This is a genomic window from Streptomyces bobili, assembly GCF_002154575.1.
Classification (GTDB): Bacteria; Actinomycetota; Actinomycetes; order Streptomycetales; family Streptomycetaceae; genus Streptomyces; species Streptomyces bobili.
This window is the reverse complement of record NZ_MUBA01000256.1, coordinates 1-22556: the sequence shown is the minus strand read 5'-3', so window position 1 is coordinate 22556 and position 22556 is coordinate 1. Positions and strand designations below refer to the sequence as shown.

Annotated in this window: 23 protein-coding genes; 16 read left to right on the top strand and 7 right to left on the bottom strand. The window is 71.2% G+C overall.

Going from position 1 to position 22556, the window contains the following annotated elements; translation table 11 throughout:
- The 5 genes from BZL64_RS21275 to hemC form a co-directional block, all read left to right on the top strand.
- Positions 1-303 (top strand): ATP dependent DNA ligase (locus BZL64_RS21275; protein WP_483025102.1); only part of this gene is annotated, 303 nt, incomplete at its 5' end.
- A gap of 144 nt (positions 304-447) precedes the next feature.
- Entirely contained in the window at positions 448-1224 is a 777-nt protein-coding gene (locus tag BZL64_RS21270; protein WP_086770794.1) for an NPP1 family protein, read from the top strand.
- Between the two features lie 64 nt (positions 1225-1288).
- Positions 1289-1807, top strand: a complete 519-nt coding sequence (locus BZL64_RS21265; RefSeq protein ID WP_086770793.1) for a hypothetical protein — start codon at positions 1289-1291, stop codon at positions 1805-1807.
- Entirely contained in the window at positions 1804-2271 is a 468-nt protein-coding gene (locus tag BZL64_RS21260) for a GNAT family N-acetyltransferase (protein ID WP_086770792.1), read from the top strand. The genes BZL64_RS21265 and BZL64_RS21260 overlap by 4 nt, the downstream gene beginning before the upstream one ends.
- A 27-nt stretch (positions 2272-2298) precedes the next feature.
- Positions 2299-3234, top strand: coding sequence for a hydroxymethylbilane synthase (hemC, locus tag BZL64_RS21255; RefSeq protein WP_086770791.1), 936 nt, complete (start codon positions 2299-2301; stop codon positions 3232-3234).
- A 24-nt stretch (positions 3235-3258) separates the two neighbouring features.
- Here the strand turns inward: hemC and BZL64_RS21250 are convergent, their stop codons facing one another.
- Positions 3259-3786 carry a hypothetical protein gene (locus BZL64_RS21250; protein WP_086770790.1) on the bottom strand — a complete coding sequence of 176 codons (528 nt, stop codon included), beginning with the start codon at positions 3784-3786 and terminating at the stop codon, positions 3259-3261.
- A 503-nt stretch (positions 3787-4289) separates the two neighbouring features.
- Here BZL64_RS21250 and BZL64_RS21245 point away from each other — a divergent pair.
- Positions 4290-5081, top strand: a complete 792-nt coding sequence (locus tag BZL64_RS21245) for an RNA polymerase sigma factor SigF (RefSeq protein ID WP_086770789.1) — start codon at positions 4290-4292, stop codon at positions 5079-5081.
- A gap of 46 nt (positions 5082-5127) precedes the next feature.
- Here the strand turns inward: BZL64_RS21245 and BZL64_RS21240 are convergent, their stop codons facing one another.
- Entirely contained in the window at positions 5128-5463 is a 336-nt protein-coding gene (locus BZL64_RS21240; protein WP_086770788.1) for an ANTAR domain-containing protein, read from the bottom strand.
- 107 nt (positions 5464-5570) lie between these two features.
- Between BZL64_RS21240 and BZL64_RS21235 the strand changes: the two genes are divergently transcribed.
- Positions 5571-6377, top strand: coding sequence for a VOC family protein (locus BZL64_RS21235; RefSeq protein ID WP_086770787.1), 807 nt, complete (start codon positions 5571-5573; stop codon positions 6375-6377).
- A gap of 7 nt (positions 6378-6384) precedes the next feature.
- On the opposite strand, the gene glgX is transcribed toward BZL64_RS21235, so the two are convergent.
- Both glgX and BZL64_RS21225 read right to left on the bottom strand, forming a co-directional pair.
- Entirely contained in the window at positions 6385-8535 is a 2151-nt protein-coding gene (gene glgX / locus BZL64_RS21230; protein ID WP_086770786.1) for a glycogen debranching protein GlgX, read from the bottom strand.
- Positions 8532-9041, bottom strand: coding sequence for a pep a2 (locus BZL64_RS21225; protein ID WP_086770785.1), 510 nt, complete (start codon positions 9039-9041; stop codon positions 8532-8534). Before BZL64_RS21225 ends, glgX begins: the two co-directional genes overlap by 4 nt.
- Before the next feature lie 293 nt (positions 9042-9334).
- On the opposite strand from BZL64_RS21225, the gene BZL64_RS21220 reads away from it, so the two are divergent.
- From BZL64_RS21220 to BZL64_RS21195, 6 genes are all read left to right on the top strand, one after another.
- Entirely contained in the window at positions 9335-9631 is a 297-nt protein-coding gene (locus BZL64_RS21220; RefSeq protein WP_086770784.1) for a DUF5133 domain-containing protein, read from the top strand.
- A 74-nt stretch (positions 9632-9705) separates the two neighbouring features.
- A complete protein-coding gene (locus tag BZL64_RS21215; protein ID WP_086770783.1) occupies positions 9706-11661 on the top strand; it encodes an alpha-1,4-glucan--maltose-1-phosphate maltosyltransferase in 1956 nt (651 codons plus the stop codon).
- Between the two features lie 32 nt (positions 11662-11693).
- Complete coding sequence (gene treS / locus BZL64_RS21210; RefSeq protein ID WP_086770782.1) at positions 11694-13412, top strand: maltose alpha-D-glucosyltransferase; 1719 nt, start codon at positions 11694-11696, stop codon at positions 13410-13412.
- A 28-nt stretch (positions 13413-13440) separates the two neighbouring features.
- The gene (locus BZL64_RS21205; RefSeq protein ID WP_086770781.1) at positions 13441-14802 is read left to right on the top strand and encodes a maltokinase N-terminal cap-like domain-containing protein; all 1362 of its coding nucleotides are present in this window, start codon (positions 13441-13443) and stop codon (positions 14800-14802) included.
- Positions 14803-14805: 3 nt separating this feature from the next.
- Positions 14806-17010, top strand: coding sequence for a 1,4-alpha-glucan branching enzyme (gene glgB, locus BZL64_RS21200; protein ID WP_086770780.1), 2205 nt, complete (start codon positions 14806-14808; stop codon positions 17008-17010).
- A 57-nt stretch (positions 17011-17067) separates the two neighbouring features.
- Positions 17068-18156, top strand: a complete 1089-nt coding sequence (locus BZL64_RS21195; RefSeq protein ID WP_086770779.1) for a glutamate--cysteine ligase 2 — start codon at positions 17068-17070, stop codon at positions 18154-18156.
- A gap of 23 nt (positions 18157-18179) precedes the next feature.
- Here BZL64_RS21195 and BZL64_RS21190 read toward each other — a convergent pair whose 3' ends face one another.
- The gene (locus tag BZL64_RS21190) at positions 18180-18413 is read right to left on the bottom strand and encodes a DUF6480 family protein (RefSeq protein ID WP_086770778.1); all 234 of its coding nucleotides are present in this window, start codon (positions 18411-18413) and stop codon (positions 18180-18182) included.
- Positions 18414-18585: 172 nt separating this feature from the next.
- Between BZL64_RS21190 and BZL64_RS21185 the strand changes: the two genes are divergently transcribed.
- Both BZL64_RS21185 and BZL64_RS21180 read left to right on the top strand, forming a co-directional pair.
- A complete protein-coding gene (locus tag BZL64_RS21185; protein WP_086770777.1) occupies positions 18586-20493 on the top strand; it encodes an AMP-dependent synthetase/ligase in 1908 nt (635 codons plus the stop codon).
- Between the two features lie 173 nt (positions 20494-20666).
- On the top strand, positions 20667-21101 hold the full coding sequence (locus tag BZL64_RS21180) for an ATP-binding protein (protein WP_086770776.1): 435 nt from the start codon (positions 20667-20669) through the stop codon (positions 21099-21101).
- A gap of 9 nt (positions 21102-21110) precedes the next feature.
- Here the strand turns inward: BZL64_RS21180 and BZL64_RS21175 are convergent, their stop codons facing one another.
- Both BZL64_RS21175 and BZL64_RS21170 read right to left on the bottom strand, forming a co-directional pair.
- On the bottom strand, positions 21111-21593 hold the full coding sequence (locus BZL64_RS21175) for a hypothetical protein (protein WP_341868819.1): 483 nt from the start codon (positions 21591-21593) through the stop codon (positions 21111-21113).
- Between the two features lie 19 nt (positions 21594-21612).
- On the bottom strand, positions 21613-21984 hold the full coding sequence (locus BZL64_RS21170; protein WP_086770775.1) for a hypothetical protein: 372 nt from the start codon (positions 21982-21984) through the stop codon (positions 21613-21615).
- A gap of 221 nt (positions 21985-22205) precedes the next feature.
- On the opposite strand from BZL64_RS21170, the gene BZL64_RS21165 reads away from it, so the two are divergent.
- A partial coding sequence (locus BZL64_RS21165; protein WP_279634607.1) for a sigma factor occupies positions 22206-22556 on the top strand: 351 nt, incomplete at its 3' end.

Here is a 22556-nt window from a genome sequence, read left to right as displayed (position 1 = left end):
CTGGTCGGCCAGCGCGCCGGGAGCGGCCTGCGCTACGTCGGCAGCGTGGGCACCGGCTGGAGCGAGGCCGAGCGCACCGAACTGGCCGCGCTGCTGCGGGAGGCCGCGACCGGGTCGTGCCCCTTCGACGCGGTACCGGCGGCGCCTGGCGCCCGCTGGGTCCGGCCCGAACTGGTCGGCGAGGTCCGCTACAGCACCCGTACCCGGGCGGGGATGCTGCGCCAGCCGTCCTGGCTGCGGCTGCGCACCGACCTGACGCCCGAGGAGTCGGCGGCCGACCTCCCCGCCCCGCCCGGCTCCTGACACGCCGCCACGTCTCCCGCCATTGGCCTGCGCTTCACCACCGGGACGCCCGCGACCCCTTGGCGCGGAAGTGAAGATCGGGGAAGCTGAACTCCCCTTTCTCCCCACAGCCGTTCGGCTGCGCCCGGTCCTGAGGAGGACGCAGTGTCGTCACCCACGTTCACGAAGCACCGCAGGAGATGGCTCACCGGATTCGCCGGTGCCGCCGCGCTCGTCGTCGCCGTCCCCACGGTCGCCTACGCCGCCCCGCCCACCGCCCTGACGGCCAACGCCGAAGCGGGCGAGCGCGCGTATCTGCCGGCGTTCGACTACGACACGGACGGCTGCTACTCCACCCCCGCGATCGGCCCCGACGGGACGGTCAACGGCGGCCTCAACCCGACCGGTGCCCTCAACGGCAGCTGCCGGGACGCCTCGGACCTCGACAACACCAACAGCTACTCCCGCTACAAGTGCAACAACGGCTGGTGCGCCTACCTGTACGGCCTGTACTTCGAGAAGGACCAGGCGATAGCGGGCAGCAGCATCGGCGGGCACCGCCACGACTGGGAGCACGTCGTGGTGTGGGTGCAGGACAACGCGGTGAAGTACGTCTCGACGTCCAACCACGGCTCGTTCACCGTCACCGCCGCCTCCGGCGTCCGCTTCGACGGCACGCACGCGAAGGTCGTCTACCACAAGGACGGCATCAGCACGCACTGCTTCCGGCTGGCCGGCGCGGGCGACGAGCCGCCGGAGAACCACAAGGGCACCTGGCAGTACCCGCCGCTGGTCGGCTGGAACGGCTACCCGGCGGGCGTGCGCGACAAGTTGAGCGCCTACAACTTCGGCAGCGCCAGCTTCGGCCTCAAGGACGGCAGCTTCGGCAACCACCTCAACTCGGCGAAGCCGTCGGGCGTCACCTTCGACGCGTACGCGTGACCCGGCGACCGGGGCCGGTCCGCCGCCCTGGCGTGATCAGGCCCCGGCGTCCGATGATGACCGTATGGATCTTGCGAAGGAACTGCCGTCCGCCGTCGACGCGGCGGGCCTGCTCGCCCTGGCCGAGGGCCACCACGACCGTGCGGCACGGCCCTTGGGGACCCTTGAGGCGGCCGGTCACCTCGTGAAGACGTACGCGCTGGAGGCGCCCGGCCGCACGGTCGCCGAGGCCGACGCGGAGGCGTCGCTGCGGATCGCCGCGGGCCATCTCGCGCTCGGCCGGGAGCGGGGCTCACTCGGTCTGTCGGTGCTGCTCGTGCACGCGGGCGGCGACGGCGACTACGTGCTGCTGCACACCTGGATCGAGGGTGACATGGCCGACCTCGCGATCTTCGCGGGCCCCGCGGGCCGGCCCGAGTCACTGCGCCCCGGCCGCGCGGGACTCGCGCCCTGTGTGTGGGAGGCGGTGCTGCTCGCGCACGAGCGGGACGCGTTCTCCCGGCACGTCCTGTCGGGGACCGGCCCGCTGCCCGGCCGTCTCACCGCGTGGAGCGCGGACACCTACGCCGGTGCCGTGCGATGAGCGACGCCCCCGTGGTGCGCCACGCCCGCCCCGACGACCTGTCCCGGGTGGCCGAACTGGCCCGCCGGCACGCCGAGTACGAGCGCGCCGCACCCCCTGCCACCGACCTCGCCGCACGCCTGAACGCACTGCTGTTCGGCACCTCCGCCCTCCGGTTGCGCTGCCTGGTCGCCGAGTCGCCCGACGGCGAGGTCGTCGGCTACGCGACCTGCGTGCCCGCGCTGTCCACCTGGGACGGCCTCGAATACCTGCACATGGACTGCCTGTTCCTCGTCCCCGGACAGCGCGGCCTCGGCCTCGGCGCGCTCCTGATGGACGCGGTGACCGCCGAGGCCCGCACCCTCGGCCTCACCGAGATCCAATGGCAGACCCCCACCTGGAACGAGGGCGCGATCCGCTTCTACGACCGTCTCGGCGCCCGCGCCCAGGAGAAGACGCGCTTCACCCTGACCGTCGAACGGTGACCCTCCCGAGGGTCTATCGTGTCCCGCATGTCCGTTCCGGAACTGATCCGCATCGTCTCCCGTGACTCGCCCATGGCCCTCGCCCAGGTGGAGCGTGTCCGCGCCGAGTTGGCCGCCCTGCATCCCGGTGTGCGCACCGAGGTCGTCCCCGTGAAGACGACGGGCGACAAGTGGATGGGGGACCTGTCCCAGGTCGAGGGGAAGGGCGCGTTCACCAAGGAGGTCGACGCGGCGCTGCTGGCAGGCCAGGCCGACCTGGCGGTGCACTGCGTCAAGGACGTCCCGGCGGACCGGCCTCTCCCGGCCGGCACGGTGTTCGCGGCGTTCCTGAAGCGCGACGACATCCGCGACGCCCTCGTCCACCCGGGCGGGCTGACCCTCGACGAACTCCCGGCGGGGACGCGGATCGGCACCTCCTCGGTGCGCCGGGTCGCCCAACTGGCCGCGACCCATCCGCACCTGGAGTGCGTGCCGTTCCGCGGCAACGCCAACCGGCGGCTGGCGAAGCTCGCGGCGGGCGAGGCGGACGCGCTGCTGCTCGCGGCGGCGGGCCTGGAGCGCATCGGCCGGCCGGACGTGATCAGCGAGATCCTGTCGCCGGAGACGATGATGCCGCCGATCGGCGCGGGCATCCTCGCCCTCCAGTGCCGGGAGGGCGACAGCGAGCTGATCGACGTCGTCAGCGGGCTCGGTGACCCGGCCACCCATCGGGAGGCCACCGCCGAGCGGATGTTCCTGCACGTCCTGCAAGGCCACTGCAACAGCCCCATCGCCGGGTTCGCCCGGGTGGACCGCGGCGGCGAACTCTCGCTGCGGGCCTGCGTGTTCACCCCGGACGGCAAGACCCGGCTCAACGCCCACGAGTGGGCGGGCCGCCTCGACCCGGCCACGCTCGGCACCTCGGTGGCTGTCGCGCTCCTGCGCCAGGGCGCCCGCGAGATCATCGACGGCATCCCGCACTGAGCGGGCGGTGCGCCGGGCGGCGCGTCAGGCGGTGCCGGTGCCCTCTTCGGCGGCCTGGTCGCGCAGGAACTTGCTCACCTGGCGGGCCAGGCTGTCGCGGACCGCGGCGGGCGCCCCGGCGGGTCCCTCCTGCAGGCCGACGCCGCCGACCCACATGCGCCGCCCGGCCCACTCCTCGTCGACGCGCAACTGGATCTGCACGTCGATCTGTGCGAGCGCTGCCTCGGGTCCGGCGGCGTACAGGACGGCGGTGGCGCGGCGCAGCGGGTAGATGTCGAAGCCCTCGATGAACTGGGAGTTGCGCCAGTCGATGAAGGCGCTCTCCCCGTCGGGCCCGATCCGCACGTCGATCTGCCCGTCCTCCAGGTGGACGCCGAAACTCTGCTCGCCCCGGTTCTCGACGGTCACCCGCAGGGTGAAGTACGTCAGTCCTTCGGCGGCGTCGTCGCGTCCCCGGGGCGGCTCCGCCTGCTCCAGACGGTGGACGCGGACGCGCAGGCCGGCATGCTCGTCGTACTCGTGCCAGTCCCCGACCACGTTCGGCTCGTACACAGTCCACCTCTCGACTTCTACCGGCTGCTTCCTATCCGTGGGCTCAGCGGACTGTCAAATGAGCGGAATGCGCCGTGGCCAGGGGATTCATCCCCGGTGATCGGCGATCAAGCCGTGCGCAGGAAGAATTCCGTTCCGGGCCGCGCGGGCGGCCCGGCGGGCGTGCCGCACATCACGTCCCCGCAGAGATCGGCGGACGTCCCCGGACGCGGTCCGGGCGCCGGCGCTTCCCGTCCCGCAGCCGGGGCACGATGCGTCCGGCCCGCCGGGAAACAGGCGAGAAACTAGGGGCTGAACAGGGAAGCAATCACCACTAACAGCGCAAAGAGGATGAACTGTTTTAGAACGCCGCAGAGCGGGAATCTGGTCACAAGTGCTTCGGACAGGAGGCACCTCCGTAGGAGCCCGCCGAACGGGCCGGCCCCGGGTACTCCGCCAGGTCCGAGCGCGCCTCCCACGGTGTCCGTCCATCCACCGGCACCTGCCTGAGGGAGGCGCGCGCGATGCGTACCACCGTCAGAACGAAGCAGCACCCCCACGACGACGCCCCGGACACCGCCGATTCCTTCGCCCGGCTCGCCGAGCTCCCCGACAGCCCCGAGCGCCAGGCGCTCCGCGACGAACTGGTCCGGCTGTGGCTGCCCATGGCCGAACGCATCGCCGTCCGCTTCCGCGGGCGCGGCGAGTCCCTCGAAGACCTCTACCAGGTGGCGGCCCTCGGACTGGTGAAGGCCGTCGACCACTACGACCCGGAGCGCGGCCGCGCCTTCGAGGCGTACGCGGTGCCCACGATCACCGGCGAGATCAAGCGCCACTTCCGCGACCACATGTGGACGCTGCACGTCCCGCGCCGGGTCCAGGACCTGCGCAACCGGGTACGGCACGCCGCGAAGGACCTCTCCCAGACCACGTCGGGACGCGCCCCGACCCTCGCCGAGATCGCGGAGTACGCGCACCTGACCGAGGACGAGGTCCGCACCGGGATGGAGGCACTGGAGTGCTTCTCGGCACTGTCGCTGGAGGCCGAGATGCCCGGCACCGACGGCTACGCGCTGGAGGACGCCCTGGGCGCCCCGGACCCCGGATACGACACCGTCGTCGACCGGGTGGCCGTCGCGCCGTGCCTGCGGGCCCTGCCGGAACGCGAGCGGACCATCCTGTACCTGCGCTTCTTCGGCGGTATGACACAGAGCAGCATCGCCGAGCAGCTCGGCATCTCACAGATGCACGTCTCACGGCTGCTGAGCGGCTGCTTCGAGCGGCTGCGCGAGGAGATAGCCGCCGGAGCCCACTGACGCGGCGTACCGCGGAGCCGGTCCTCTCACGTCACCCGGTCGGCCGTCAGTCCAGCGGGGGCGCGCCGGGAATCTGCGGGGGGCTGTGACGGTCCACCGCGTCCTCCAGCTCCGCGCGGATCTCCTCGGGGATCCGCCCGCTGCGGCCCCAGAAGAGGATCAGCTCCGCGACATTGCGCAGTTTGATGTTCGTGTGCTGGGAGACCTCTCTCAGCACCGTCCATCCGCCGTCCGGAGTCATCCGGCCCAGGGCGACGATCACCCCGATCGCCTGGTCCACGACAGCGTGGGAGGCCACGGCGTCCCGCAGCTGACCGACCTCCTGCTGGAGTGCGGCGATCCGGTCCGTTTCGTCGCGGGATTCCCGCGGTACTCGTGGCACACCTCCATCGTGCCACCGGGTCACTCGGCAGGCGCCGTGGCAGGGTCCGGCAGGACACTGGTGCCAGAGCCACCGGCCGCCGCCGATCGACCAGGAACGCGAGTGCCATGAACCATCACCGCTCTTACGCCGCCTCCGGTGCGAAGGAGGTCGTCTCCACCCACTCCGTGTTCGGCGCCCCCTGCTGGGTGAGCCTCACCAGCCGGGACATGGAGGCCACCCAGAGGTTCTACGGTGCCGTCCTCGGCTGGGAGTGGCGCCGGGGCAGCCTCGGCGACCACTTCCGCACGGCTCTGGTGAACGGCGTCCCGGTGGCCGGCATCGCCGCCGTCGCCTCGGTGTGGCAGATGGCGGTGGCCTGGACGCCGTACTTCGCCGTGGCCAGTGCGGACGTGGCGGCCTCGCGGGCGCGGGAGCGGGGCGGCACGGTCGCCGTCGGGCCGATCTCGCTGCCGCCCGGCCGGGCGGCGCTGCTGGCCGACCGCGACGGCGCGACCTTCGGCGTCTGGGAGGGCGAGCTGATCGGCAACTGGGAGGCCTGGCGGACGGCGGCCCCCGCCTTCATCCGGCTGCACACCCGCAACGCCTTCGACTCCGCCATCTTCTACGGCGAGATCCTCGACTGGGCGAGCGACCGGCCGGGCTGCTGCGAGGTGCACTACGAGGGCGGCGAGGTCGTGCTGCGCAGCCAGGGCGGTGTGGTGGCCCGGATCGAGTCGGGCGCCCTGGAGGCGGCTCCCGATCCGACGATCCGGCCGCACTGGCAGGTCCACTTCGCGGTGCCGGACGTGGCGGCCTGCGCACGGGACGCCGAGCGGCACGGCGGCAGTGTGCTGGTCAAGGGCGCCGACGAGGCCGTACTGCGTGACCCCGACGGCGCCCAGTTCACGGTGACCGCGCAGGCCGCCCGCTGATCCGCCGCTACTCGGAGCGGCGGGGCGGACGGGAGAGCACGACGAGGCTGCGGGCCTCCACCGTCACCTCGGCGCCCGCCTTGTACTCCGTCTCGTCCGGTCCGCCGTCCGGCTCCACGGTGTCGACGCAGACCGCCCAGCGCTCCCCGTACTCGGCGCCGGGCAGCCGGAACACGACAGGCTCCCAGTAGCTGTTGAGCAGCAGCAGGAACGAGTCGTCGACGACGGGCCGGCCGCGTGGATCGGGTTCGGCGATGGCGTCGCCGTTGAGGAACACGCCCACGCAGTGCGCGTCGGAGCGCTGCCAGTCGCGATCGGCCATCTCGCGGGCGTCCGGCAGCAGCCACACCAGGTCGGGCAGGGGCTGGCCGGCGTGGGTGACGGTCTCGCCGCGGAAGAAGCGGCGCCGCCGCAGCACCGGGTGGGAGGACCGCAGGGCGATGAGCCGCCGGGTGAAGTCGACGAGGTCGCGCCGCTCCCGGGCCGGCCGCCAGTCGATCCAGGAGACCAAGTTGTCCTGGCAGTAGGCGTTGTTGTTGCCGCGCTGGGTGCGGCCCAGCTCGTCGCCGTGGCAGATCATCGGGATGCCTTGTGACAGCAGCAGCGTGGCGAGGAGGTTGCGCTGCTGGCGGGCGCGGAGTTCGAGCACGGCCGGATCGTCGGTGTCGCCCTCCGTCCCGCAGTTCCAGGAGCGGTTGCTGCTCTCGCCGTCCCGGTTGCCCTCGCCGTTGGCCTCGTTGTGCTTGTCGTTGTAGGAGACGAGGTCGCGCAGGGTGAACCCGTCGTGCGCGGTGACGAAGTTGACGCTGGCGCGGGGGCGGCGCCGGCTGTGGGCGTAGAGGTCGGAGGAGCCGGTCAGGCGGGAGGCGAACTCACCGAGCGAGCCCGGTTCGGTCCGCCAGAAGTCCCGGACGGTGTCGCGGTAACGGCCGTTCCACTCCGACCACAGGGGCGGGAAGTTGCCCACCTGGTAGCCGCCCTCGCCGACGTCCCACGGCTCGGCGATCAGCTTCACGCGGCTGATCACCGGGTCCTGCTGGATCAGGTCGAAGAACGCCGACAGCCGGGACACCTCGTGGAACTGGCGGGCCAGGGTGGCCGCGAGGTCGAAGCGGAAGCCGTCGACGTGCATCTCGGTCACCCAGTACCGCAGCGAGTCCATGATCAGCTGAAGGACGTAGGGGTGCCGCATCAGCAGACTGTTGCCGGTGCCGGTGGTGTCGTAGTAGTGCGACCAGTCGCCGTCGACGAGGCGGTAGTACGAGGAGTTGTCGATGCCGCGGAAGGACAGCGTGGGGCCCTTCTCGTTGCCCTCGGCGGTGTGGTTGTAGACGACGTCGAGGATCACTTCGAGGCCGGCCGCGTGCAGTTCCTTCACCATCGTCTTGAACTCGGTGACCTGCTCGCCGCGGGTGCCGTGGGCGGCGTAGGCGTTGTGCGGGGCGAAGAAGCCGATGGTGTTGTAGCCCCAGTAGTTGGACAGGCCCCGGTCCGTCAGGACGCCGTCCTGCACGAACTGGTGGACGGGCATCAGTTCGATTGCGGTCACACCCAGTGAGGTGAGGTGCCCGGTCACCGCGGGGTGGGCGAGTCCGGCGTAGGTGCCGCGCAGTTCCGGCGGGACGTCGGGGTGGGTGCGGGTCATGCCCCGCACATGGGCCTCGTAGATCACCGTGTCGGCGTAGGAGCGCTGCGGCGGCCGGTCGTCGCCCCAGTCGAAGGCCGGGTCGGTGACCACGCCGAGCAGGGTGTGCCCGGCGCTGTCCGCGGGGTCGGGGCGGTCCCCGGCCCGCTCGAACAGTGAGGCGTGGTTGTCGATCTGCCCGTCGACGGCGCGCGCGTAGGGGTCGAGGAGCAGCTTGGCCGGGTTGCAGCGGTGACCGGCGGCCGGGTCCCAGGGGCCGTGCACCCGGTAGCCGTAGCGCCTGCCGGGGCCGACCCCCGGCAGATAGACGTGCCAGACGAAGCCGTCGACCTCGGTCAGCGGCACACTGCGGCTGCTGCTGCCGTCATCGTCGAAGAGGATGAGGTCGACGCGGTGCGCGACCTCGCTGAACAGGGCGAAGTTGGTGCCGTTCCCGTCGAAGTCGGCGCCCAACGGGTAGGGGCGCCCGCTCCAGGCGGGCACCCCTGCGTTCCGGTACGTCCGGGAGGTCACCGTGCGCCCTCCAGGACGCCGTGCGTCTGTTCGGCGGCGGCGAGGGCCGCGACGGGCAGTTCGCGCGGCACCTGGAGCATCTCGCTCAGGTCGCCTTCCGGGAGGGTCGGCACGAGCGGGACGCGTTCACCGGCGCGGGCCCGCTGCGAGAACCAGATGACCTTGCTGCCGGTGTCGGTGGTGCAGCAGCCCCAGCCGTCACTCATGGCGGCGATGCGCTCCAGGCAGCCGCGCAGGTCCTGGTCCGGGCGCAGGTCCCGGTCGTCGCCGCCGACTGCCGTGATCAGGTGCTGGCCGTTCCACCACAGCTCGATGGAGGTGTGCTTGTCCGTGGCGTGCTCGTCGATGGCCCGGAGCAGCATCTCGGTTCCACCGCATACGGGTTCGACCAGTGTTTCGAGGTCCCAGTACTTCAGGTGTGCGGCCAGGATGCGCCTGACCTGTCCGACCCGGTCCGGGCTCACGTCCACGTCGAGGTGGTAGTAGCAGGGCACTGCGGTCTTCATCTCGTTCGTCTCCTCACCGGCGAGGCTCCGCCCCTTCCCGGCCCGACGGGCCGAGCCCCGAACACGAAGCGTGAGCGTTGATCGCTCCTGAGTCACAACCACAGTGGGGCTGCTACGCCATTCGTGCAACACGAGCGCACCACAATCAAGATCCAACAGGACGTTGGGTGGTCGGCCGTGCACCATAAGTGAAGGCCTCGGGAGGTTTGACGGTTTCGCACCTCTGCTTACATGGCCGACCCGCTCGCCGCGGGGCGACGTACCTCTCGAACTCCCGGAAGGTGAACAGCGCCATGCTGCTACCAGCGAAGACCGAAGTCGCCAGACGTCTGCGCAGTTACCGCGCCTGGGAACGCGTGATGCTCGCGCGGCCGGGCGACCGCGCGGTGCGGGCCACCTTCGAGGACTGCGGCTACACCCTGTGCGTGCTGATGGGCAAGCGCTGCGCGCGCGAGGCCGCGGACGCCGCCGAGCAGTACCTGCGCGCGGGCGCGGACACCCGGCTGCTGCGCGGCGGGGCGACCCGCAGGAGCGGCGTCGCACGGATCGCGGCGACCCGGCCGACGCTGCGCATGGCGGCGGAACGGTAGTGCCCCGGCCGACAGCGGCCGGGGCATCCGACAGCGGGCGACAGGAACCTTTTTCAGTACTGCGGAGGTGCAGCGTGAGGTCCACCAGAGCGATCGGCCGTATCCCGGTGCGGGACGTCCATCCGCGCGTGGAGTGCGGCCGGCGGCCGGCCAAGTCCGTGAGCGGTGAGACGTTCGAGATCACCGCGACGGTGTTTCGCGAGGGCCATGACGCCATCGGCGCGAACGTGGTCCTCAAGAGCCCGGACGGCCGCCGTGGACCGTGGACGCCGATGCGGGAACTCGCGCCGGGCACCGACCGCTGGGGTGCCGAGGTGACGCTCGACGAGGTGGGCCACTGGACGTACACCGTGGAGGCCTGGAGCGATCCGGTCACGACCTGGCGGCGGCACGCGGCGATCAAGATTCCGGCCGATATCGACACGGGTCTGGTCCTGGAGGAGGGCGGGCACCTGTACGAGCGGGCGGCGGCCCGCGCGCCGCGCGGTCCGGCGCGGACGGTGGTGCGGGAGGCTGCGCGGCGGCTGCTCGACGACTCGCTGCCGGTGGCCGAACGGTATGCGGCGGCGCTGGCCCCCGAGGTGGACGAGGTCCTGACCCGCCATCCCTTCCGGGAGTTCGTCTCGGCCAGTGCAGCCATGCCCCTGCTGGTGGAGCGGGAGCGGGCGCTGTACGGCTCCTGGTACGAGTTCTTCCCGCGCTCGGAGGGCACGCCGGAACGTCCGCACGGCACGTTCCGCACGGCCGCCCGGCGCCTGCCCGCGATCGCCGCGATGGGCTTCGACGTCGTCTACCTCCCGCCCATCCATCCGATCGGTACGACCTTCCGCAAGGGCCGCAACAACAGCCTGACCCCCGACCGGGACGACGTCGGTGTGCCGTGGGCGATCGGTTCGCCGGAGGGCGGACACGACGCCGTGCACCCGGAGTTGGGCACCCTGGAGGACTTCGGATGGTTCGTCGAACGGGCTCGCGAGGAGGGCCTGGAGGTCGCGCTCGACTTCGCGCTGCAGTGCTCGCCGGACCACCCCTGGGTGCACAAGCATCCCGAGTGGTTCCATCACCGGCCGGACGGGACGATCGCGTACGCCGAGAACCCCCCGAAGAAGTACCAGGACATCTACCCGATCGCCTTCGACGCCGACATGAACGGCATCGTCAAGGAGACGCTGCGGGTGCTGCGGCACTGGATGTCGTACGGCGTGCGGATCTTCCGGGTGGACAACCCGCACACCAAGCCGGTCGTCTTCTGGGAGCGGGTCATCGGCGAGATCAACCGGACCGACCCGGACGTGATCTTCCTGGCCGAGGCGTTCACCCGGCCCGCGATGATGCGCACCCTCGGCCAGATCGGCTTCCAGCAGTCGTACACGTACTTCACCTGGCGCAACACCAAGGCGGAGCTGACCGAGTACCTCACCGAACTGTCCGGTGAGGCGGCCTCCTACATGCGGCCGAACTTCTTCCCCAACACCCCGGACATCCTGCACGCCCAGCTCCAGCACGGCGGACGCCCCGCCTTCGAGGCGCGGGCCGTGCTCGCCGCGACCCTCTCCCCCAGCTGGGGCGTCTACAGCGGCTACGAGCTGTGCGAGAACACCCCGGTGAAGGAGGGCAGCGAGGAGTACCTCGACTCGGAGAAGTACCAGCTCAGGCCGCGGGACTGGGAGGCCGCCGCACGCGAGGGCCGCACCATCGCCCCGCTGATCACACGGCTCAACGAGATCCGCCGGGCCCATCCCGCGCTGCACCGGCTCAGGAACCTCCGCTTCCACGGCACGGACAACGACTCCGTCATCGCCTACAGCAAGCGCGCGGGCGAGGACACCGTGCTCGTCGTGGTCAACCTCGACCCGCACCACACCCAGGAGGCCACCGTCTCCCTGCACCTGCCGCACCTCGGCCGAAGCCAGGGCGCGGTCCTGTCCGTGCACGACGAACTGACAGGCCGGACCTACGACTGGAGCAGCGAGAACTACGTGCGCCTGGAGCCCGGCCGGACGCCGGCCCACGTGTTCCACGTCCGGTGACCCACAGCGCAGATCGGAGACTCCCGAGCGTCATGACCGTCAACTCCCCCGTCCCGGACACCTTCGAGGACACCCCGGCCAAGGACCGCGATCCCGACTGGTTCAAACGTGCCGTCTTCTACGAGGTCCTCGTCCGTTCCTTCCAGGACAGCAACGGCGACGGCGTCGGCGACCTCAAGGGACTCACCGCCAAACTCGACTACCTCCAGTGGCTGGGCGTCGACTGCCTGTGGCTGCCGCCCTTCTTCAAGTCACCGCTGAAGGACGGCGGCTACGACGTCTCCGACTACACCTCGGTACTCCCCGAGTTCGGCGACCTCGCCGACTTCGTGGAGTTCGCCGACGCCGCCCACCAGCGCGGCATGCGCGTCATCATCGACTTCGTCATGAACCACACCAGCGACCAGCACCCGTGGTTCCAGGAATCCCGGACCGATCCCGACGGGCCGTACGGCGACTACTACATGTGGGCCGACGACGACAAACAGTACGCCGACGCCCGGATCATCTTCGTCGACACCGAAGTCTCCAACTGGACGTACGACCCGGTGCGGGGGCAGTACTTCTTCCACCGCTTCTTCTCCCACCAGCCCGACCTCAACTACGAGAACCCGGCCGTGCAGGAGGAGATCCTGGCCGCCCTCCGCTTCTGGCTGGACCTGGGCATCGACGGCTTCCGGCTCGACGCCGTGCCCTACCTGTATGCCAGGGAGGGGACGAACTGCGAGAACCTCCCCGCCTCCCACGCCTTCCTCAAACGGGTCCGTAAAGAGATCGACGCCCAGTACCCGGACACCGTGCTCCTCGCGGAGGCCAACCAGTGGCCCGAGGACGTCGTCGACTACTTCGGCGACTACGCCTCCGGCGGCGACGAGTGCCACATGGCGTTCCACTTCCCCGTCATGCCCCGCATCTTCATGGCCGTGCGCCGCGAGTCCCGCTACCCGGTGTCCGAGATCCTCGCCAAGACACCCGCCATCCCGACGAACTGCCAGTGGGGCATCTTCCTGCGCAACCACGACGAACTGACCCTGGAGATGGTCACCGACGAAGAGCGCGACTACATGTACGCGGAGTACGCCAAGGACCCGCGCATGCGCGCCAACATCGGCATCCGCCGCCGGCTCGCGCCTCTCCTGGACAACGACCGCAACCAGATCGAACTCTTCACCGCCCTGCTGCTCTCCCTGCCCGGCTCGCCGATCCTCTACTACGGCGACGAGATCGGCATGGGCGACAACATCTGGCTCGGCGACCGCGACGCCGTCCGCACCCCCATGCAGTGGACACCGGACCGCAACGCGGGCTTCTCCTCCTCCGATCCGGGACGCCTGTACCTGCCCACGATCATGGATCCCGTCTACGGCTACCAGGTCACCAACGTCGAGGCCTCGATGGAGTCGCCCTCCTCGCTGCTGCACTGGACCCGCCGCATGATCGAGATCCGCAAGCAGAACCACGCCTTCGGCCTCGGCACCTACACCGAGCTGGCCTCCTCCAACCCGGCCGTCCTCGCCTTCCTTCGCGAGTACGAGGACGACCTGGTCCTGTGCGTCCACAACTTCTCGCGCTTCGCCCAGCCCACCGAACTGGACCTGCGTCGCTTCGACGGCCGCCACCCGGTCGAGCTGTTCGGCGGGGTCCGCTTCCCCGCGATCGGTGAACTGCCTTACCTGCTCACCCTCGCGGGACACGGTTTCTACTGGTTCCGGCTCGCCCGAGCCGCATCCCGCGTCGGCCGGCGCCTGTGAGCGTGCGCCGAGGGAAGGACGCGTCACCATGCAGAAGACCGCACCTCTGAGCCCGGGCAGTGTCGTCGGCGTCCGCTCCACCGGGACGCTCGGGGCGCTGCTGCGCGACTGGCTGCCCCGGCAGCGCTGGTTCGCGGGCAAGGACCGGCCCCTCAACGACCTGCGTCTGCTGTCCATGACGGAGCTGTATCCGGGCTGTCTGCATCTGCTGGTGCAGACCGGCCAGTCGGGCGTGCCCTCACCGGGCGGCACGCCCCCGCCCGGTGACTGCTACCAGCTGCTCCTCGGCATCCAGGAGCATCTGTCGCCCCGGCTGGGCCGGGCACTGATCGGCAGGGTCGAGGAGGGTCCGCTGGCCGGACTGACCGTGCACGACGCGCTGCAGGACCCGCGGTCGGCGCATCTGCTGCTGGAACGCATGCGGCATCCGGGACCGCTGGGCCCGCTGTCCTTCGAGTCCGACCCGTCGGTCCACGTGCCGGCCGGGCTGGCGCCCCGGCTGCTGGAGGCCGAGCAGTCGAACACGTCGCTGGTCTACGGCGACGCGTTCATCCTCAAGGTGTTCCGGCGCATCCAGCCCGGCGTGAACCCGGACCTGGAGGTGCCGGTCGCGCTGGCCGGGCAGGGATGCGGCCGGGTACCGGCCCCGGTGGCCTGGTACGGCACCACCCATCCGCAGGAGGCGACGCTCGGTGTCCTGCAGCCGTTCCTGCCCGACGCCTCCGACGGCTGGACGCTGGCACTGGACGCCCTGGCCCGCGGGGAGGACTTCACCCAACAGGCCCACGCGCTGGGCGGGGCCACCGCCGAGGTGCACCTCGCGCTGGCCGCGGCCTTCCCCGCGGGACCGCTCGGCGACAACGCCCGGACGGCGGCCGGGATGACCGAGCGGCTGGAGGCCGCCGCCCACCACGTACCGGCGCTGCGCCCCTACGTACCCGGGCTCACCACCGCCTTCGGCGCGCTCGCCGCCTGCGATCCGGGCCCCCCGGCCCAGCGCATCCACGGCGACCTGCACCTGGGGCAGGTGCTGCACGCCGGACGCGAGTGGTTCGTCATCGACTTCGAGGGCGAACCGTCCCGGCCGCTGGCCGAGCGGCGCAGCGCGCAGTCCCCGGTCCGCGACATCGCGGGCATGCTGCGCTCGTTCGACTACGCCGCCCGGCAGCGCCGTCCCTGGCGTCCCGAGTGGGCCCGCCGCTGCCGGGAGGCGTTCTGCGCCGGTTACGCGGAGCGGGCCGGCTGGGACCCCCGCAAGAAGCACGCCCTGCTGCGTGCCTACGAAACCGACCGTGCCGTGTACGAGGTGCTGTACGAGGCACGGCACCGTCCCGACTGGCTACCCGTACCCATGGCGGCGATCGAACGACTCGCCGTCCGAGGAGGCTGACCGATGGCTCTGCGTGACACATCTCTGCCCGAGTCGGCCGGCCCCCGCCCGCCGGTGGCGCCCGCGCTCGACCCCGCCGACCGGGGCCGCCTGCTGGCGGGCGCGCACCACGACCCGCACGCCCTGCTGGGAGCGCACCCGGTGCCCGGCGGCGTCCTGTTCCGGGCACTGCGCCCGTTCGCGCGCTCGGTCGCCGTCCTGGTGGACGGCCGGCGCACCCCGCTGGTCTCCGAGGGCGACGGCCTCTTCACCGCGGTCCTGCCGCTGGCCGCGGTCCCGGCGTACACGCTGCTGGTGGCGTACGAGGGCGACGAGAGCGAGGTGCACGATCCCTACCGGTTCCTGCCGGCGCTGGGCGATCTCGATCTGCACCTCATCCGGGAGGGCCGGCACGAGCAGCTGTGGAAGGCGCTCGGCGCCGAGCCGATGACCCACCAGGGCGTGACCGGCACCCGGTTCACGGTGTGGGCGCCGAACGCCCAGGGGGTGCGGCTCGCCGCGGACTTCACGTACTGGGACGGCACCGCGTTCCCGATGCGTTCCCTCGGCTCGTCCGGGGTGTGGGAGCTGTTCCTGCCCGGGGTCGGCGAGGGCACCCGGTACAAGTTCGAGATCACCTCGCGCCACGGCGACCGCTTCCTCAAGGCCGACCCGATGGCCCGGTGCGCCGAGGTCCCGCCGGACACCGCGTCGATCGTGCACGCCTCGCACTACGAGTGGGACGACGCCGAGTGGATGGCGCACCGGGGGGACGTGCCGGTGCATGTCGCGCCGTTCTCGGTGTACGAGGTGCATCTGCCTTCCTGGCGGCCGGGACTGACGTTCCGTCAGCTCGCCGAGGTGCTTCCGGCGTACGTCAGCGATCTCGGTTTCACCCATGTGGAGTTCATGCCGGTCGCCCAGCACCCGTTCTCCGGTTCCTGGGGTTACCAGATCACCGGCTTCTACGCCCCGGCCGCCCGGCTCGGCACTCCCGACGACTTCAAGTACCTCGTCGACGCGCTGCACCGGGCGGGCATCGGCGTCATCGTGGACTGGGTGCCGGCCCACTTCCCCAAGGACGACTGGGCGCTGGCCCGCTTCGACGGGGATCCGCTGTACGAGCCCGGGAACGCCCAGCGGGCCGAGCACCCGGACTGGGGAACGTTCGAGTTCGACTTCGGTCGCACCGAGGTGCGCAACTTCCTCGTCGCCAACGCGGTGTACTGGTGCGAGGAGTTCCACGTGGACGGGCTCCGGGTGGACGCCGTCGCCTCCATGCTCTACCTCGACTACTCGCGGGACTCCGGACAGTGGACGCCCAACGTGTTCGGCGGCCGGGAGGACCTGGACGCTAAGGCGTTCCTCCAGGAGATGAACGCGACGGTCTACCGCCGTAACCCTGGCGTCGTGACCATCGCCGAGGAGTCCACCGCCTGGGAGGGGGTGACGCGGCCGACCGAGAGCGGCGGCCTCGGGTTCGGGCTGAAGTGGAACATGGGGTGGATGCACGACTCGCTGGAGTACATCGCCAAGGAGCCGGTGCACCGCAAGTACCACCATCACGAGATGACCTTCTCCATGGTGTACGCCTACAGCGAGAACTACGTCCTGCCCATCTCGCACGACGAGGTCGTGCACGGCAAGCAGGCGCTGGTGTCGAAGATGCCCGGCGACTGGTGGCAGCGGCGGGCCAACCACCGGGCCTACCTCGCCTTCATGTGGGCCCACCCCGGCAAGCAACTCCTCTTCATGGGCCAGGAGTTCGCCCAGGGCGCGGAGTGGTCCGAGGAACACGGCCCCGAGTGGTGGCTGCTCGACGAGGGCTACGGCCCCGAGGCCGACCACCGCGGCGTACGGGACCTGGTCCGCGACCTCAACACGCGCTACCGGGCGACGCCGGCGCTGTGGCAGCGGGACACCGACCCGGGCGGCTTCCGCTGGGTGCTCTGCGACGCGGCCGAGGACAACGTCTTCGCGTTCCTGCGCTACGACGCCGAGGGCGTCCCCCTCCTCGCGGTCAGCAACTTCTCCCCCGTCGTCCGGCACGACTACCGGATGGCCGTACCGGACGACATCCCCGTCTGGTACGAGACCCTCAACACCGACGACATGCGGTACGGCGGCAGCGACGTGCGGCTGCTCGACGGAATCAAGCCGGAGAACGGGGAGATCACCCTCACCCTGCCGCCGCTCGCCACGGTCTGGCTGACGCCCACGTCCGTGTGAACCGGTCCCGACGGGGCAGTCGGGTGCGTACCAACGGCAGGAGGAGGGCCGCATCACGTGCGCACCGTCGGAGTGGAGGAGGAACTCCTCCTGGTCGACCCGGAGACCGGAGAACCGCAGGCCCGATCCGCCGCGGTGCTAGCCCGCGCCGCACGGGACCGGGCGGAGCAGCAGGTCTTCGAGAAGGAACTGCACAACCAGATGCTGGAGTTCGCCACCCATCCGCAGTCGGGCATGGACGAACTCGCCGAGGAGATCGTCCGCATACGCGGGGAGGCGGCCCGCCATGCCGGGGAGATCGGGTGCACGGTGGCGGCGCTGGCGACGTCGCCGCTGCCGGTGCGCCCCTCCGTCGGCATGAACCGGCGCTACCAGTGGATGGCGGAGCAGTACGGCATCGCCACCCGTGAGCAGCTCGTCTGCGGCTGCCACGTCCATGTGTCGGTGGAGTCGGACGAGGAGGGCGTCGCGGTCGTCGACCGGGTCCGGCCGTGGCTGTCGGTGCTGTCGGCGCTGAGCGCCAACTCGCCGTTCTGGCAGGGCAAGGAGACGGGATACAGCAGCTACCGCAGCCGGGTGTGGCAGCGCTGGCCGTCGGCCGGTCCGACCGAGCTGTTCGGTTCGGCGGAGCGCTACCACCGGCGCGTGGCGGACATGGTGGCCTCCGGCACGATCCTCGACGAGGCGATGGTCTATTTCGACGCGCGGCTGTCGGCGCGCTATCCGACGGTCGAGATCCGGGTCGCGGACGTCTGTCTGCACGCGGACACGGCCGTGCTGGTGGCCACGTTGGTGCGCGCCCTCGTCGAGACGGCGGCCCGCGAGTGGAAGGCCGGTGTGGAGCCGGTCGACCACAGTGTGAGCCTGCTGCGGCTGGCCGACTGGCGGGCGGCCAAGTCCGGGCTGACCGCCGATCTGCTGCACCCGGCGACCATGCGGCACGCGCCCGCCGAGGCGGTGGTGCGGGCCCTGGTCGATCATGTGGCGGAGGCGCTGGCCGACAGCGGCGACCTGGAGCGGGTCCGGACGGGCTGCGACGGCCTGCTGCGGCACGGCAACGGGGCGATCGTGCAGCAGGAGGTGTGGGAGCACACGGGCAGCCTGCGCGAGGTCGTCACCGCCTGCGTGCGGCACACACAGAGCTGACGTCCCGCGCCGGTTCCCGGTGATCAGAGGATGAGGACGAGGGCGTAGGCCAGGAAGAAGGCCGCGACCAGCACGGCGAGGACGAGGATCAGGGTGAGGGGGCCCTTGGCCCAGCCCGTGGGGGGATTGTGGGTCTCCTGGGGCCCGGCCTCAGGCATGCTGCTCTCGGCGGGCGGGGTCTCGCCCGGCGGTACGCCGCCGCCCGGTTCCAGTCCTGTGGTGCGGTCCGGGTCGGGGTCGGGGTTGATGTGCGTCATGTTCTCCGAGTCCCCCGAACACCGGGTTCACCAACAGGCGCCGCCGAGATCATCAACGCGGAATAGTTATCTGTTCCCGGCCACATGGCGCTCCTGCCTGGGCTACATTCGACCACCGTCGATAACTGTCCTCATCGGCGGAGTCACACCCCGTACCCGTCAGGAGCAGCGCATGCGCGACGTCGCCTCCGCTCCCCCAGCCGCCTCGCCCCTGACCGGAGGGCTCGCCGACAGCGTTTTCGAGACAGCCGCGCGCACCCCGACCCTGCCGGTGCTGGCGCGCCGGTCCGCTTCCTCCGGTCCGTGGGAGGAGGTGACGGCCGTCGAACTGCGCGACGAGGTCGTGGACCTGGCCAAGGGCCTGATCGCGTCGGGGATAGCGCCGGGCCACCGGGTGGCGGTCATGGCGCGCACCCGCTACGAGTGGACGGTGCTCAGCTATGCCCTCTGGGCGGTGGGCGCCGAGGTCGTACCCGTCTACCCGACGTCCTCCCGCGACCAGGTCGAGTGGATCCTGCGGGACGCGCGCTGCGTCGGCGTGGTCGTCGAGGACGAGCAGAGCGTGATGACGGTGGGCTCGGTGTGCGCGACCCTGCCGACCCTGCGGCACGTCTGGCAGCTCGACGCGGGGGCGTTCGAGGAACTCGCGCGGCGCGGTGAGGTGATCCCGCAGACCACCGTGGACTCCCTGCGCCGGATCGTGCTGCCGGACTCCACCGCGGTGATCGCGTACACCTCGGGCACGTCGGGTCGTCCGCTGGGCTGCGCGCTCACCCACCGCAGTCTGGCCTCGCCCTGCGACACCCTGCTGGCCGGCTGGGGGAGCACGGCGGCGCCGCCGGGTCAGCAGCCGTCGGTCCTCGCCTTCCTGCCGTTCTCGCACGTGTACGGGCTGATGATCCAGGGGTTGTGCCTGCGCGGCGGCATTCTGATGGGCCACGAACCGGACCTGAGCGCGGAGGCGCTCGCCGAGGCGCTGCGGACCTTCCGCCCGACCTATCTGTACGGCGTCCCGTCGGTCTTCGAGAAGATCTACAAGAACTTCCTGCGCGCGGCCCAGGAGGCGGGCCGCGGCGCGCTGTTCGAGCGGGCCGCCGAGACCGCGCGGGACTTCGCGGCCGCCGTCGAACGGCAGCGGCTCGGGCGCGGCTCGGGCCCCGGCTTCGACCTGCGGCTCCAGCACGCCCTGTTCGAACGGACGGTGTACCGCAGGCTCCGCGCCACCCTCGGCGGCCGCGTGCACCGCGGCACATCGGGCGGCTCGCCGCTGCACCCCGACCTGTCCCTCTTCTACGAGGGCATCGGCATCTACGTCCACGACGGCTACGGCCTGACGGAGACCAGCGGCGGCATCACCATGCAGCCGTACGGCCGGGAGAAGACGGGGACCGTCGGGCAGGCCCTGCCGGGCACCGAGATCGAGGTGGCGGACGACGGGGAGATTTTGGTCCGCGGCCCGTCGCTGTTCCAGGGCTACGTCAACGACGACGCCTCCACGCGGGCCACCCTGTGGGGCGGCTGGCTGGCCACCGGAGACCTCGGCCACCTCGACCACGACGGCTATCTGACCATCACCGGCCGCAAGAAGGACGTGATCATCACCAGCGGCGGCAAGAGCGTGGCCCCGACCGCGCTGGAGCAGCGGCTGCGGCTGCACCCGCTCGTCCATCAGGCGGTGGTCGTGGGAGACAACCGGCCCTGTGTGGGCGCGCTGATCACCCTGGACCCGGAGTTCCTGGCGCACTGGCGGCGCAACCTGCCGTCGATGCACGGGGGCGACAGCTCCAGCCGCGAGGTGCGGGAGGAGAACGCCCTGCGGGAGGAGATCGGGCGGGCGGTCGCCACGGCCAACAGCTCGGTGTCCCGCTCGGAGTCGATCCGGGTCTTCCGGGTGCTGCCGGAGCCGTTCGACCAGGCCAACGGGTTGCTCACGCCGTCGATGAAGCTGCGCCGCGACTCGATCGTGCGGCACTACGCGGCCGAGATCGAGGCCATGTACCAGGCCCGTACGCGGGCGCCGCGGGAGAATGCCGTGCCCGAGGTGCTGAGCTGGGACGATTCGGACGACGTGTTCCGCTGACCGGCCGCGGGTCGTGGGCACGCGGGGTGGGCGTCCGGTCGCCCCGCGTGGCCGGGCCCGGCCGCCGGGGGCCGGGTGCGTAGGGCGCTCCGGCCAGGGAACCCTGTGGAGTGGCGACGAGTGAGCCGCGAGAGAAAGGACGACGGTCCGGCGACAGAGGGCCGCACGACGACATGGCGACCGAGCCCCGTGGTAACGACTCACCGGCCTCCTGGGCCGTGCCGAGCCGCACCGTCCGTTTCGCGGGTGAACCGCAGGACGTGACGGGTGCGCGGCTGGCCGCGGAGGAGTTCCTTCGCGCGCTCAACCGCGCGACCCCGCCCGCGACGCCCGAGTGCTGGCACGACATCGTGCTGATCGTCACCGAGCTGGCCTCCAACGCGGTCCAGTACGCGCCGGGCCCTTTCGTACTGCAGCTGCGCCCCACCTTCGACGGGGTGCACGTGACGCTGCACGACACCAACCCGACGGCGCCGGCCCCGCGGCCCTTCCATCCCGACGCGGGGGGCGGCGGTATCGGCTGGCATCTGATCCACACGCTGTGCAGCCAGGTGAGCGTGGTGTCCGCGGACGAGGGAAAGGACGTGCACGTCTTTCTCCCGTGGTGAGCCGCGCTTCTACCGGGGTGCGCTGCGAGGGTGCCGTTCGCCTGCCGGGGTCAGGAGGCCTCGCCGCGGTCGGTCCTGATCGGCACGAAGACGCTGATCGTCTTCCCGCCCGAGGGGCGGGGGCTGATGCTGATGTCGCGGGCCAGCCGGATGATCAGCGGCCAGCCGTAGCCGCTGCCGTGGGTGGCCGGTGGGGAGGGCGCCGGGGCCGTACGCCGCCTCGGGGACGACGTCGCTGTGGTCGTGCACCGACAGCCGGATCCCGTCCGCGGCCGGGGACGCCTCGAAGCCGGCCAGGCCGCCGCCGTGCCGGACGGCGTTGGCGACCAGCTCCGAGACCACGAGCAGCAGGTCGATGACGTCCCGCTCCACGGCCGGCCGGGCCGTCGCGTTCCAGCGGGCGTCCACCGCCGCGCGGACGTGGGCCCGCGCGGCGGCGGTCGTCACCCTTGCGGTCACCGCTCGGGCGGGCGCGAGTTCTTCTCCCCTCATGGCATGGTCACCGCCGCGGTCACGCGGTCGTGGTCCCGCGCGGGGTGAGCCGCCGGTAGTAGTCGGCGACGGCCGTCAGATAGGCGGGGTCCATGGTCTCGCTGTCGGTCCGGAAGCGGGGCGCCTCCTTCACCTCGTCCACCGTGCAGGAGAGGGATATCCGCCGGCCGCTCCCGTCGACGGACGTGACGACGCCCGCCGGGACGACGGCACTTCTGCCGAACAGCCAGACGCCCGTGTCGACGACCAGGTGCCACATCCCGTGGTGGCCGTCCTCTCGTTCGACGTGCCCCAGGGTGCCGTCGGTCCCGATCACCCCGTACCCCGTGAGGTCCTGCCCTTCGGCATGGCCGCTGTCCGCCGGATAGGACCAGATTCTGTCGATGGTCACGCTGCTCCCTTCTCGGGTTCCCCAGCACCTGATACCCGGCCGCCGTGCCCGCATTCGGGGGGCTTCGTGCCGTCCCGGCCGCTGGCTCGTTCACGTCACCGCGAGGCAGTGACGCGCCCGTCGCGGCATGAGTCGCCGAAGCGGGGGCAGACGGACTGCGTCATCGAACGGCTCGACGAACCCCGGCAGTTCGGCGGGCCCCGACGAACGGAGTGAACGCGATGAAGGCCGTGACGGCACAGGAACGAACGGCCACAGCAGGGCAGGCCACCGACGACCTGCGGGGAGGGGTTCCGGTCGTCGAGGTGCCCACCGCGGTCAGTCCGCGGGACGCGCGGGAGCTGTCCCGCCCCTTCTTCGACCGGCTCGCCGTCCTTGAGGAAGGCACGCACGAGCACCAGTACGTGCGCAACACGCTGATCGAGATGAACCTCTCGCTGGTGCGGTACGCGGCCTCCCGGTTCCGCGGCCGGGGCGACTCCATGGAGGACATCGTCCAGGTCGGGACGATCGGGCTGATCAAGGCGATCGACCGGTTCGAACTGGCCCGTGAGGTCGAGTTCACCTCCTTC